Raw genomic sequence first — 14,117 nt, 5'->3', positions numbered from 1 at the left:
AAATGAATGCTTTAGTAAAACCAGTAGTACAAGTTGCAGAAAAGCAAACTGCAATTATTGAATATAACTCTATGCCAGTAATGCTAACTGAGCAATTAGCAAATGTTTATGGGACGGATGTTAAGAATATTCAAATGAATTATTCTCGTAACAGTGACCGATTTGTTGATGGAAAACACTTCTATAAAGTTGAGGGTAATGAACTTAGAGAGCTTAAAAAATCACTAACCCACTCTGAGTTGGTCAGTCCTAATGCACGCTCTATAATGCTTTGGACAGAAAAAGGGGCTGCACGTCATGCCAAAATTCTTGATACAGATACGGCTTGGAACGTATTTGAGCAACTTGAAGATTGTTACTTTGCTGTTAAATCATTTATAGAGTCACCAATCAATACCACTGACAAGAAATCAAATGTCCGTGAAGTTAGTAGTGCACTTAAATGTTGTTTGAGCATGGCAAAAATGATAGGACTAGAAGGTAATCAGGCAATTTTATCTGCCGATCGAGCTGTTCAAAAGATAACTGGTGAATCACCCTTGCAATTGTTAGATGCCACACATTTACATGCACCAGTGCAAGAACAGGTATTTACGCCAACCCAAATTGGTAAAATGTTAGAACCTAAATTAAGTGGTCAAAAAGTTAATAAAGTGCTTGTTGATTTAGGTTGTCAAGTAAAAGAAGGTGATATTTGGTTAATGACTGAAAAAGCCCAAGGCTTAGGTGAATTGTTTGATACAGGTAAAAAACATAATGATGGTGTACCAGTCAAGCAACTCAAATGGTATCAATCTGTGGTGCAGTTGGTCAAAGAATCCATGGTTTAAGTTTTATGATTTGGAATTAAACAATGATTAATTTTGACAACAAAAAAGCCCAGAACTTTGGTCGGTCGGGCTTGGATGTTAGTCATAACAGTGAGAAATGAACTATGAATAATATAACCCAATTCACCCAAGACAAGCAAGTTCAAGTCAGTGAGCAACAATTACGAAGTTTGCTTGAATTTGTACGTATCGCAAATAATCGTTTTGATGAAATTTCAGCATTAACAACTGTAATTGCTGAAAAGTCAGAACTATCTCCAACAATTAAAACTTTGGCACATTTAGCTTCATCAATAGCAAATAACTTTCAAGATATTTGTGTTGAAGAATTTGATAACTTCAAAGAACGCTCACCAGATTTGGTAAAGTTTTTTGCAGAGGAGTTGGCAGCATGAATGCGATTGTTCCTGTACAAATTAAAACGATGACAAGTTTGGAAATTGCTGAACTTGTTGAAAAACGCCATGACAATGTTAAGCGTACTATTGAAACGCTTGTAAACACTAGCGTTATTGTTCAACCTCAAATTGAGGATGAACAATCTACTGATAAAATGGGTCGTACTCGTACTACTCAAGTTTATGTATTCACAGGTGAACAAGGTAAGCGTGATTCTATTATCGTGGTTGCCCAACTTTGCCCAGAATTTACAGCTCGCTTGGTAGATCGTTGGCAAGAACTTGAAGCTCAAGTTGCTCAACCAGTATTTGATATTTCAAATCCTTATCACCTACTACAAGCAATTGAAACTCAGGCAAAACAAAATATCGAGCTGACCCAAAAAGTTGAAAAACTTGAGCCCAAAGCGCAAGCACTCGATACCATTGCTGAAACAGTACATACCTACTGTATCCGTGAATGTGCCAAAACAATTGGAATAAAAGAAAAGGATCTCATTAATCTTTTACTTCAAAAAAAATGGTGTTATCGAGATGCTGAAAAGAAATTACAACCACATGCACAGTATGTGTTGAATGGTGTTTTTACCAATAAAGCATCACCAGTAATCAAAAATCAAAATGATGGTCAAGAGCGTGTATTTTTACACATGCGAGTGACAGCATTTGGCTTGACTAGGATTACAGGTTTAGTAAATAAGGAAAAACTCAAATAAAATCCAATAAAGAAGCCACCGCAAGGTGGCTTTTCCCTTTAACGATTAAACGCAAACCCACCTTGCTCCTCAGCACCTTTCTGCCGTTTAGTAAGGTATACACCTCCATCACCAGTTTCTTTTGCTTTACGCTCAGTAGCTTTATAGCTTTGCATAAGGTTCATGCGACTAATTCGCATCTTTGGATTTTTCTCGGCAGTTTTTGCATTAAATTCCAAAATTTCAGTCCATACTTTATTCATGCCATCACTGTCATCTTCTTGTCGAGCCACCACCCACTTGCGCATCAACTCACGTCGATGATCTTCCAGCTTAGTTCTATATTGGAAAATCGCAGACCGCCCCTCGTATGAGGTTCTTACCGATGCCGGTGAAAAACCAATGGCTTGAGAAAATAACTCAACCCCTGTCACATCCTCAGGGTGAATCACATCCTTATTTTTAGTTAATACACCTTCATCAGCATAACGGTAAGACTTCATCGCATTTTTAAGAAAAATCGGCAGCATAGTCTCTATACCACGACCGTAATCACCTTCTTGAATTTGTTGCAAGCCTTTTACTGTACTTGTGCTAATACCTACGACTGGTCCAAGTAATGCAGATTGCATTGCAGTTGCCCAATCTGCACCTTCAAGTCCTTCCTGTACGTCAGGAATAATTAAGTTGTTTAGACCGACTCGACCTGATAAATCCACTGGGCTGAATACGCGAGGTACACCACCAAATACCAAATCAGCAAACTTAGGATGAATATCTGCCAACCAGTTTCGGATTACAATTTCCAACTCATAAGGGTCTTCCTCGTCGCCATCCGCAGCACCAAAGAACGCCACAGCCCAAGCCGCAAAAAATGCAGCAGAACCGAGTTTACTTTTCTTTGCGATTAAAATAGAGGCAGTGAAAAGCATTCCTGTAATTGGTAATCCAATTGCACCAGCTGCCAAAGTCGTCATACCCAAAATACCAGCCAAAGCACGACGAGCCTCTTTTTGTTCCTTAGGATCGAGCGCATAAATTGACTGATGGGCATTGCGTACCAAGGTATAAATCATATTCTGAGCATATTGTTTAAATAGTAATACCACTTTTGCAATATTACCTTGCATAAAACGTGCTCGGTTTCCTGTTGAATAATCAAAATGACCTTTATATACAGCATCGATTGCTTGTTCAAAAGCTTCACTGTGTGTTGCCTTTGAACCATTAGTATTAACATGCTGACGTGCTAGACGATAGGCTGCAATGAAAGTTACTTCACGGTTAAACCGTTCTGCATGATGAAACATGCCACTTGCCAAACGCATAGCTGGTCGGAAATACCACATCACCTTACTATCTTCACCTTGAGCAATACCTGCTAAATCATGAGCCTGCGTAACATCAATCACACCACGCTTTACAGCTTCTTCATACGCAACTAGTTCATCACCTTTTAATATTGATGCAATATCTGGGTTATAGATATCACCAACACTATTTTTAAAGCCCTCTAAGCTTGAAAAGTCTGGCGTTTTATATCCACTTTTTAAACCAATTCCAAAGTCTTGTGATGCTTTTAATAATTCCTTTCCAGCTTTATCAAAACCCCATTTCGCACCCATGATTGGATAAGCAATCAAAGCTGTCTGAGATAAATTGACCATGGCAGCAGCGGGAGATAATCCCATGTAATACATGAAACCGACACTTGTAAGAAAACTTGATAATGGATTCCCTTTAGGATTCATTAAAAGTTCATGTCTTTTTTCCATTTCATCAATAACATCATTAGCAGAATTCTGGTCATAGCCAACACCTTTTTTAAATTGATCTTCAGAATACTTTTTCATTTCATCAAGTTGTTGAGCCAATTGATCGCCATAACGCAACTTCCCTAAATAATTTGCACCACTAAACATATGTTGTGCAAATGCCCGACGTGCATCATTGCTAAAGCCTGCTGTACCCTTACGGTGAATCCCATGTTTTGCCCAGGATAAATCAGGCATAGATGATAGATATAATTGACTTAGAGTATCTTCAAAATCAGCTTGTGATTTTGCATCCAAACCCAAATTTCCCACCTCATCAAAAAGATCAGACATGAATCCACGACCAACGCTGTCACGACTTGCATTGAACTCCGCATCTTTTTTTACGTCATCAGCCTTATATTGTGGATATTTTTTTATTAACTCTGCACGAACCGATTCAGCTTCATTTTTAGTTTCAGCACGACTAACAACCTCAGCCTCACCATTTTGGTTACGCAGTACCACCACGTATTTACCAAAACGAGCTAAAGGAAAATAAACACCTTTAATTTGACCAAAAGAACCCTCTATTTTCTGCAATAAATCTGCTTTTTTCTGGCTGCTTAAAGCTGATCGCAAAATGCGTTCTCTAATCGCTTCACGAACTTTGGCATAATGCCCACTATAGGCATTTCGAGCCTTTTTATACATTGCCTGTGCTTCAGGGGATAAATTATTATACGCATGGAGTAATTGTTGATATTTAACTTTATTATCGCCCTGTTGGTATGGTTTAGCAGGGTCAATTTGAGCTAAAGTTGCATCATGCATTACATTTGCTAAAGCTTCTTCATCCTTTAATTTAGACCACTCACGTACAATATTATCCGCTTCAGCAGCAATATCATTCTTATCAGCATCCATCTGAGCTGCAAGTTCATTATATTTATTTAGTGGTGGTAATAATTTTCCATAAATCTCAGTTAAATGTCGGCGACTTAAAGCTTGTAAGCCGAATTTCAACCAATCGACACCTTTTTTATTAATCCAGTCACCTGTTTTGGGCAAATTTTTAAACCCATTAGCGATACGATTGGTAATATCATCATAGTTAGAACTACGGCTAAATCTAATATCTGAACTTTCACTATTAAATGTGCCTTTATTCCCCTCAGCCATTTTTACTTGATTAGGCTCTAACGCAACAATATATTCTTGATTTTCAAACTGATGAACAATTCCCTGATATTTCCCAGAAGTTGTCGCTTCTACAACTTCATCACGTGAAACATTACCTGTAGTTTTGAACGCATTCCGAATGTTTACAAATAATGGAAGTACAAAGCCATTTTCCCCACGGATATTGGCGTATACATCTGCTGTATCAAAACTATCAGTTAAGTAAATACCATCACCTAATATGCCATGGCCTTGTTTAAATTCATTAAACTCAGATGCTGTACCATGATATACAACTTTAGGTTCTCCATTTTCATCTAATACCTGTGAAGCATTTGCTGCATCATTTTCCCAATCACCAAACCATTTCTTAAATTCTGGTGTGCGGACTTGTAACCATTGTTGTTCTGAAAGATTGGTCTTAGCACCGTTTGGTGCTGTCATCCATTGATTTGTACCATGATATTTTTGACGAATTAAATCCAATGATGATTGATGTTTAATTTGCCCAATCATACGCTCTGATAATGCAAGCATATCATCAGGATTCAAATTAAGATTGATACCAAAATTATCAAACACCCATGCTTTTACATGCGAAACAATATTGTTAATCAACTTTTGCAGTGCATTCCGTTGAATCACATTCCGTTGTTGCATAGTGGATGAAAGAGTTAATAAATATGGTAAGTATTCAAGCTGCTGACGTTCAGAGCCTTGTTCACGTTCTGCAAGCATCTTTGCAGCTAAAGCAACAGGATTACCCTGCTCGACCAATTTATTAAATTGATTCATCAATTCATTATATTGTTTTTGGTTCATCATGTTTTGAAAACCAGCATGACCACCCAACTCATGTAAGAATGTTGGTACTGTGCTTTCAGCAGTCAGATTCGATGCAACGAGTACCGCTTTACCGTTGTAATAGAAGCCCTCAACACCTTCAACCTGATAATCCTGAATAATCTCAAGCTTACCTTGTCGTTCAAGCTCATCAATGGTCTCTTTACCAAAACGATCAATCAACACGTCTCGTACTTGTTGAGTTGTAGAACCTGAATTACTTTTAGTGCGACGGCTATAAAGTGGAGTATCAGAATTGTTCTTAGATGAAAATTCTTGATTTTTATATTTACCAAAATAGCTTCGATCAACTACAGCCTTACGAGCTTCTGACAAAAACATCATCAAATCGGCATCATTGTAACGTGAAAGGAATTTATCAAAGCCACGATCACGGAACCACTGACGAATATATCCAATAACTTCTTTTAGTTTTTGACGTACAAAAGGACGTGACTTGGCATTTTGTGCAACAAAAGCAAATAGCTCAGAAACCAAAGCTTGCTGAACATCTGATTCGGTATAAATTTCATCTTTAACACCTTGAGTGTATGGTTCAATATATGCACTTTCAAATTGCTGCATATCCACGCCATTATCTTTTGCTATTTTACGAATACCCTCAAGCTTACCCAGAGCATTAAATAGCTGTTGAAATTTGGTCTTATACTCATTTCCAAATAGCTTTTGAACACCAAAATGCCCAACAATTTCATGGGTTAATAATTCCTCATAAGCATCAAATGTAGTAAGCTGTTTATTGCTATCCCCATAAACCTGATCAGCAACCACATAGAGCGTGCCATCATGCCAAACACCGCTTACATCATAATTTTGGGTTTTGCCATTTTCATCTTTGTAGGTTGCATCATTTTGTATGACTTTCGGAAGATCGCTAAAACTAGAAATAACCTGAACACTAAACCCATTGGAATTCACATTCCCGACTTTGTTGACCCCGATCCTATTATTAAGACTGACATTGATACGCCCCCTAGAAGACGCATCTTGTGTAGCGGACATTTTGAGATGTTGAAGAATAGAAAGGACTCTACGAGTAGCACTGACAACGGATAAGGGAGTAAAGGTCGTGTCTAATGGTGAAGCACCTCTACGCTCGTTATCAGGTTTTAATTTGTCACGACTATAAAGTTTAATCCCTGTTTCTGTTTCTTCTGTTTTTAGTGTATCAACCAAATCAGAAAACTTTGCATTGATTGCTTTGCGTTCTGTACCAGTAGGAAATGGTCGCTTAAAACCCCATGGGGTAAAAATCGCAGCACTCTCAGGGCCAAAATTCAGAAACGGACTGTAGCCACTATTTTGAGAAATTTTATCTTCTACATACCCTTGGAATGCACGTGCTGTCATTTCAGGAGTAGTAATCCAATAATCTGTACCGCGTCCCTGATCTAACTCTTTTGCGTTCATAGCAAAATCCGTTGGTATCATTTTCGCTTTCTCTGTACCATTTTGAGCTTCTGCCAATAGTTTGAGGCGTTGGGCATAGGTATTCATGTATTGACGTAATCGGTCTAGTACACCCTTTTGTTCAGCATTAAACCCTGATCTACCACGGACAGATTTATAAATCACACTTAATTTATCTAGGGCATCATTAGACCAACGTGCACCACTAAATATATTTCGACTATTCTTATTATTGTTGTGACGTATTTCCGTAGTAAGTGCCGTACCTGTAAGCAATAACTCAGCAACCGTATCAAACTCAGCCAGCTGTTCAGCTGAGGCAGCTTTGTTAAAGCGCTTGTAATATTTAGGATCAAGCTCACGATTAAGATCAGCACGTAACTTATCTAATTGATCTTTTAAGTTGTTTCTCGCAGAACTAACGAAGCTTTCAACCTTAACAGTATCTTCAATATAGTTTTCAGATTTTCTAAAAATTGTCTGTACCAATTGTTTATAGGCTTCTTGCACATCTTCACGAACATTTGATTTATAAGAGAATCCAGAAGTGACGCTCATATCTTCAAAGTGTTTTGCAATCTTTAATGATCGACTGCCATCCGCGTTCGTTACCCATTCAGATGGGGCTTTGCCATCTTGTCGACCAAAATAGTGATCTAATGCATGCCACCATTCATGAGCTAATGAACCTGCGCCATTCAATTTGGTCAAGTTAATCACAGCACGTTCGGGTTCATAGTGCGCCTTTGCACCACTTAATCCTTGCCCTCTGGCACCAAACGCTAAAGCGAGTTCCCCATTTAGGCTAATTGCTGCAGGTGGGATATTTAAAATCTCAGCCAAGTCCATGAGACCATCAAAGGCATCATTTAATAGCTCTTGGCGTTCTGACTGATTATTCCAGTTCCCAAATTCAACACCACGGAAACCAAACACACGAATAAAATCAGCATCTTTAGCATCACCTTTACGGCGATCTAGTCCTTTTCTTACCGTATTTTCAGGTCGAGGAAGATCAATTTCCCCAAAAGTTGTATTGGTTTCTAGAATTTCAATCGCATGGATTGCCATATATTTCATAGCATCTTCACGTGTTTGAAATTCTTGTTCAACAACTTTAACGCGCTTCCGATCACTAATTTCACGATAGATAGAAAAGCTATCTTTTCCAGCAGCCCACACACGATGCTTTTGAGCTACAGCTAGAATTGGTAGTGCAAGTTCAGCATCTTTTTGGGAATCAAAAAATTGTTTGCCTAGTTGCTTGGCATTCCCCTTCCAATCCTTTTTTCTTGTATCCGTGATAATCCATTTACCAACTTCATTTGGATTACTTGAGGCAGCAATTTCAGTAATCTCAAATCGCTTGGCCCAAGTTGGACGATTGTCCTTTGTAGTAGTGCCAGAGGTTTTGGGGCCAGTCTTCACTGAAGTATCTTTACGAGCACCACCAATTTTTTCACCAAAATCTTGAATCGTTTCTTTTTCAGATGTTGGAGCTGTCTTCTTTAAGGCTTTTGTAGGCTCTGATTGTTCTTGCGCTGTTTCACTTCCTGCAATAGCTCCTCGTCCTGATCGTCCACCGCCAACTGTGCCAGTGTCTGGTTCATTAGGTTGCGGGCTAGTGAAGATGTCTTGTTGCTTTTCGGTTTCTTGTCGTCTGACTTGTTCATGTGTAGTCCTTAAAATTTCTGCGCCAGTAGGGTCATTCTCACCAAACAAGTTGACACCCGACTTAGTGGAAAGTGCATTATCAATATAATATTTAAGTGCAGTAGCAACTTTCTCACGGCTTCTTGCACGAGTCAGTTTATCACCTGAGTAAAAGATTCTTAGAAAGTCTTGTGTAACTTGATCAATTTCACCTGAAAAAATATCACTTTGATTCATTAAATCAAAAACAGATCGACCTTCTCTGCGGGCCTTTTTAATAAGATTTACAGCTTCCAATAAGTTAGCTGTAATATCCACATCTTTCGAGATGACGCCCTGATCAATCATTTCAAGCATATTTGCCCAAAACCCTGAAACATCCATTAAGGCACCACCAATCGCCTTAATATTACTGTCAGAACTTTCAAACAAATCAGAAATTAGAGTTTGATCACCATAGGCACGCGCAACCAAGGATGCTTGAATACGACGTAAACCTTTTTGGGTCAAAACACCATCTGCACCTAATAAGCTACCTCGCTCATTCGATGATGCAATTCCATTGACATAGGATTTAACAAAGTTTCTATTCTGTGCAGAGTCAATTTCCCCACCATAAAACTGATGCAAAATAGAACCTAATTTTGCAGCATCGGATTTCGCCTGTTCAGTATCGCTCAACTCAAGTGTGGAGCGTTGGTTCGCCTCACCTGTATAAGCAATGCGTTCTGCAGAAGTCATTGGTGTAATACGCTCACGTACCAATACAGGCGCTGTCATACCATCAGTGTTATAACCCTGCTCTTTCAACCACTGTCGATAATGCTCTGCCTTACCTTCCATATATGCCTTAGTAATCGCCATAGAACGACCATTACCACTTTCAACAATGTTTTCCACTGAAACAATTGGTGCTCCATCAGAAGCGTTCGGGTTTTCACCAAGCAATAATGGATTTAGCTGATTCGCAATTTCCGTAATTTGCAATTGTGATGCAGCACGAGTACGGTCTCTTGGTTGTAACTCTTGAGGATAATTAGGATTAATCTGTCCATTAGGATTATTTGATGTGATTAAATCTGCAGCTTCGACTAACTTATGCTGCACCTCAAAAGAACGTCCAGTTGCTGTAGTCACAACTTCCTTTTTATCAGCAATACGATCTGATTTAGGTTGAACTTTTTCACTGACTGGACGCACGGTATCATCATTATCCAACCAGCTTTTAAACTCATCTTTTGATAATGAACGAATAGGACCAACTTTCCATCCTGGATCAAAATTAGATTTATACGCTTGCTCAGCCTCTTCTAGACTTTGATACCCAAGCATAATTTTATGCTCATCAAATTGATCATTATCTTGATTTAATTGATCAACGATAAAGACACGTTCTGATTCAGGGTTCTTGCCTACATACACATCTAACTGTTCTTGGTCTGCCCCTTTGGTTTTTTTGATATAACCATAATGGTCACTCATCGTGTGCGACCAGTCACTACCATCAGGGTTTTTACCACTACGTGTGGAGCCACGTGGGTTTTCTACAGCAATATCTAAACCATGAACCTTAATGTGGCCTTTTTTATAATTGCCCGCTTCAATTTGTGCTTGTGTAGGTTCTGGTAAATTATTGCCAGAACTGGTTGCAGCTTCATTTGCTGAAATGTCAATTTGCTGCTTTTTCTGCTCATTCAGCTGAAGCATTTCAACTCGATTTAACTCACTATTTAAGTTGGTTAACTCACGTCTTAATTGGGCTTTTTGGGCCACGCTTGTTTCTGCATCAAACTTTTGTTGGGCCTCTTGAATACGTGTATTTAAATCAAGTTTTTCGGTCTCAATATCAGATGCTGTGGCTGTACTTGTATTATTGCTAACTGCACCACTGTTGCTATTTTCCTGAGATTGTAAAGAACTCAATAAATCAGGTTGCGTCGCAGCCTGTTGGCTTTCACCCAAAAAAGTACGGTAATCTGTAGGTACAGAACTTAATTGCTGACCATCTTCCTGCTCAGCTGAGTAAGTTAATAATCCTGTTGATGTCACTCCACTATCTACAGCCAAAGCCGCTGCAGATGACATAGGGCCATCATTAGGATTAATACCCATCTGCTGTGAAGGTGTTTGGCTGGCTGGTGGTACAGAATTCAACAAATCATCAAAGGCTGCTTCACTGCCATAATCACCATCAAAATAATTACCATTCGGTGCTGGTGGTGTATCTGGGCTGACTGGATTACCAGTTGCTGCACTGCCATAATCAAAGCCATTATTGTTTAATAAATTATCAGCATCCATTGATGGTTGATCATAAACAAAAGCTGTGCGACCTTGGTTATCCCCCTGTGGCGCATTTTCACGTGGGATATATTCACCAGTCAATGCACTATCTGAACTTGAGCCTGATTGTGATGGTGCTGATGGTAAATTAGGTGAACCTGATTGTTGTTGGCTATCTTGTGGCCCTGTGTCAGATCGACTATTCCACCAATCACCAGTTTTACCCGCACCACTGACTGTACCGCCCATTGCCATACCAGCCAAAGTACCCATGACTGCTGCATTTTCAACACCATCATGCCAAGGCTTATCTAATGCCAAGTTTTGTAAAATTTGCTCTGAAACGGATTGAGGTAATTCTTCTAAGAAGCCTTCTGAAATTGCACCTTTGATCACAGCAGTTGGAATTGCCCTCATCGGTGTCTTAGCAATTTCTTCACCCACTTGTTGCGTGGTTAAACGCCCTGTTTGCATGGCTGTATCAACATCTGATAAGCCCATTTTCTGAGCAAGACGACCACCAGCATAGCCAAACAAGCCACCAAGGGCACCAGTAGCCACACTTGCTAGAGACTGATCTGCGGTTAATCGTCCATCTACAGTTTCTTGGCGAATTTGTTCAGCTTGGCTACCTGCCATAGCAACACCTTCACCTACAGAACCAGCCACAACAGGATTGGCTATACCAGAGGCACGACCTAATAGGCCACCAACTAGCATTGAAGGTAAAGATTCAGCAACGGTATTTGTGATAAGTGATGGGTTGTTGATGGCATTTTTTGTTATATCAACAGCATTGTCGAATTTTTTACCAACCTTTGTTGCGAAGTCGTCCCCTTCCTCAATTTTTCGATTGCCAATATTTGCAGAATCTTTTAATTGTTGTTGGTATTGCTCAGACTGCCAACCTGTCATTACATTTTTGGCAGCTTTTGGGTCGTAACCAAGTTTTTCGGAAAGTATTTTACCTGTGGCGCCATCGGACATCATGTCACTTAGACCGACTGCTAACTCACCTACGGCTACCGTACCCTTGCCAAGAAAGGAAACTGCATGATCTTTTGCTTGACCAAGAAAACCTTTATCTTTCTTTTCTTTAGGTTGTGAAATTTGACCATTATCCCAATCTATCTGATTTGGTTCTTGAATAGTTCCTTTTTCCCAATCGATTTGGTTTTGATCTGACATGACGCACTCCTAATTTTATGCGTCTATCATGGTTTTTATTTAGAATTTGGTCGAACCTTACAGGGGATAAAAAACCACCCTAAGGTGGTTTGAGAAATTTAGTCTTTTAACTGTATATAACCACCGCTATAAAGATCTATATTCTTCAAGTCATGGCCACTCTTAGAAGACTTAGCTGGTTTATTTTTAGCACAGCCTTCAACCTTTAAAGGAGGTAATAACTTGTTTCGACTCAACATTTCCACCTCCTTCTGCACATGACTTAAATTCTTCATGATCAATCAATCCCATTTAAGAATGAAACGATATCGTCATTACTTATATTTTTAATACAGTAGTCAGTAACTCTCTGACTTGTATTGGAAGTTGTTTTCATAGCTGTAGATTTGCCATCAACACTAACTTCTAATACATATAAATTACCCTTTTTATCTGTTTTTTTCCATCTTTTTATATCATCACTACCAATTGTATATTCCCAATCCAAGAGGTTAGAGTCGATATCTGCGATAGCATTGATAACATCTAAAGCAGATTGAAATCTTTTAGTTTTATCTACATGCATACACTTATTAATAACTTTTCTTAACTTATCTGGAATGTGGGGAAGATATTTTTCCCTGTCAGGAAAGGTTCCATTTTTTAAAGATTTTATGAAATTTTCTTGTGAACCCAACATATCCCATTGTTTATAAAACTCCGCATCCCCACAACACATTCTATAAAGCGATACCCCGACTTGATAAATATCAAAAGTTCTATCAAAGCTTAAATCCCCTTTAGAATACCCATCTATAAACTCAGGAGGAATAATTCTTGTATAAACTGATGAGACCCATGCAACTCCATCATCATTTACTAACTGTGTCAGTCCAAAATCAGATACCATTGCTTCATTTCGATCTGAAAGCATTATATTATCTGGTTTAATATCAAAATGAATTAATCCCTTCGAATGTATATTATGCAAACCACTTAAAAACTCAACCGCATATTTAATCACTTCCCTAGCAGTTAATTGTTTTTTAGCTAATAGACTTTTAATAGTCCCATTTTTATAAAATGGCATTGCTATATAGATATTTCTATCATCTTCACAAGCATAATAAAGCTGTACAACATTTGGATGAGAGCTTTTAAATAATTTTCTTGCCTCATCATAAAAATCGTTTAGATCTACAATTGTCTCATCATCTTTTCGATATTCAATTTCTTTAATTACCACTTCCCCATCAATATTTTTATCATGGGCTAAATAAACTTTTGAATTCTTACCTTCAGCACCAATTTCTCTAGTTTTTTGAAATGATACTATTGCTTTTTGACATGGATACATCATAGTGCTGCTCCATAGCCTACTAATGCAGCTTCTTTACTTTCAGAATTGGTACATAAAGCCCATCTGTTAATTTTCGCATATTGAGATTTACTTTTTAATAAGTCTCTATAAAGTTCTTTATTAATATCAAGTTTTTTTGAAATTGACATTAGCTGACCTGTAAAATAACTATTAACACTACTACTAGAAAATGCTTCTTGAATAACACCCTCAATATGTAGCCGATTAATGTTTACGTTTTCAGAGACTGTTTCAGCAATTCTTATACCTGCAACTTGAATATCATATTCTCGAATAATATCAAGCACGGTATTTCGGACATATTTTAATTTAGCTGGAAAGTCTAAAGCTAATGGTATCTTTATAGTTTCGACGTTAAGTATATCAGCCTCACTATCTGTATAATCAATAACTACAAAAGTAACTTTTTTGGGTTCAACCCTAATGCCTAGAGAATTCATACGAATTTTTAAATCCTATAACTTATAAAGTATTACGTTAACTTCGTAATTTTTCACATA

At 38.3% G+C, this 14,117-nt stretch carries 7 protein-coding genes; 3 read left to right on the top strand and 4 right to left on the bottom strand.

All coding sequences use genetic code 11. From position 1 onward, the window contains the following. Positions 1-2: 2 nt before the first annotated feature. The 3 genes from ACWQ4X_RS02880 to ACWQ4X_RS02870 all read left to right on the top strand — a co-directional run bounded on the left by ACWQ4X_RS02880 (position 3) and on the right by ACWQ4X_RS02870 (position 1,944). Positions 3-830 (top strand): ORF6N domain-containing protein, encoded by an 828-nt coding sequence (locus ACWQ4X_RS02880; RefSeq protein WP_457902647.1) that lies wholly within the window; start codon positions 3-5, stop codon positions 828-830. 104 nt (positions 831-934) lie between these two features. Beyond that, positions 935-1,225, top strand: a complete 291-nt coding sequence (locus ACWQ4X_RS02875) for a hypothetical protein (protein WP_065992604.1) — start codon at positions 935-937, stop codon at positions 1,223-1,225. After that, positions 1,222-1,944 carry a phage antirepressor KilAC domain-containing protein gene (locus tag ACWQ4X_RS02870; RefSeq protein ID WP_457902646.1) on the top strand — a complete coding sequence of 241 codons (723 nt, stop codon included), beginning with the start codon at positions 1,222-1,224 and terminating at the stop codon, positions 1,942-1,944. The genes ACWQ4X_RS02875 and ACWQ4X_RS02870 overlap by 4 nt, the downstream gene beginning before the upstream one ends. Before the next feature lie 38 nt (positions 1,945-1,982). On the opposite strand, the gene ACWQ4X_RS02865 is transcribed toward ACWQ4X_RS02870, so the two are convergent. From ACWQ4X_RS02865 to ACWQ4X_RS02850, 4 genes are all read right to left on the bottom strand, one after another. Continuing rightward, the gene (locus ACWQ4X_RS02865) at positions 1,983-12,257 is read right to left on the bottom strand and encodes a PLxRFG domain-containing protein (RefSeq protein WP_457902645.1); all 10,275 of its coding nucleotides are present in this window, start codon (positions 12,255-12,257) and stop codon (positions 1,983-1,985) included. A 98-nt stretch (positions 12,258-12,355) separates the two neighbouring features. Next, positions 12,356-12,532, bottom strand: coding sequence for a hypothetical protein (locus tag ACWQ4X_RS02860; RefSeq protein WP_457902644.1), 177 nt, complete (start codon positions 12,530-12,532; stop codon positions 12,356-12,358). Between the two features lie 2 nt (positions 12,533-12,534). After that, complete coding sequence (locus ACWQ4X_RS02855) at positions 12,535-13,596, bottom strand: serine/threonine-protein kinase (RefSeq protein ID WP_457902643.1); 1,062 nt, start codon at positions 13,594-13,596, stop codon at positions 12,535-12,537. Continuing rightward, the gene (locus tag ACWQ4X_RS02850; protein WP_180176915.1) at positions 13,593-14,057 is read right to left on the bottom strand and encodes a hypothetical protein; all 465 of its coding nucleotides are present in this window, start codon (positions 14,055-14,057) and stop codon (positions 13,593-13,595) included. The genes ACWQ4X_RS02855 and ACWQ4X_RS02850 overlap by 4 nt, the downstream gene beginning before the upstream one ends. Positions 14,058-14,117: the final 60 nt, after the last annotated feature.

It is taken from the genome of Acinetobacter sp. NigerLNRRAM0016 (genome assembly GCF_054112845.1).
Note: the sequence above shows the minus strand (reverse complement) of the source record. Positions and strands in the feature narration are given on the sequence as shown.

Bases quoted from the DNA above. Each gene is read 5' to 3' on its own strand.
- ACWQ4X_RS02880 (WP_457902647.1), top strand. From the start codon at position 3: ATGAATGCTTTAGTAAAACCAGTAGTACAAGTTGCAGAAAAGCAAACT.
- ACWQ4X_RS02875 (WP_065992604.1), top strand. From the start codon at position 935: ATGAATAATATAACCCAATTCACCCAAGACAAGCAAGTTCAAGTCAGT.
- ACWQ4X_RS02870 (WP_457902646.1), top strand. From the start codon at position 1,222: ATGAATGCGATTGTTCCTGTACAAATTAAAACGATGACAAGTTTGGAA.
- ACWQ4X_RS02865 (WP_457902645.1), bottom strand. From the start codon at position 12,257: ATGTCAGATCAAAACCAAATCGATTGGGAAAAAGGAACTATTCAAGAA.
- ACWQ4X_RS02860 (WP_457902644.1), bottom strand. From the start codon at position 12,532: ATGAAGAATTTAAGTCATGTGCAGAAGGAGGTGGAAATGTTGAGTCGA.
- ACWQ4X_RS02855 (WP_457902643.1), bottom strand. From the start codon at position 13,596: ATGATGTATCCATGTCAAAAAGCAATAGTATCATTTCAAAAAACTAGA.
- ACWQ4X_RS02850 (WP_180176915.1), bottom strand. From the start codon at position 14,057: ATGAATTCTCTAGGCATTAGGGTTGAACCCAAAAAAGTTACTTTTGTA.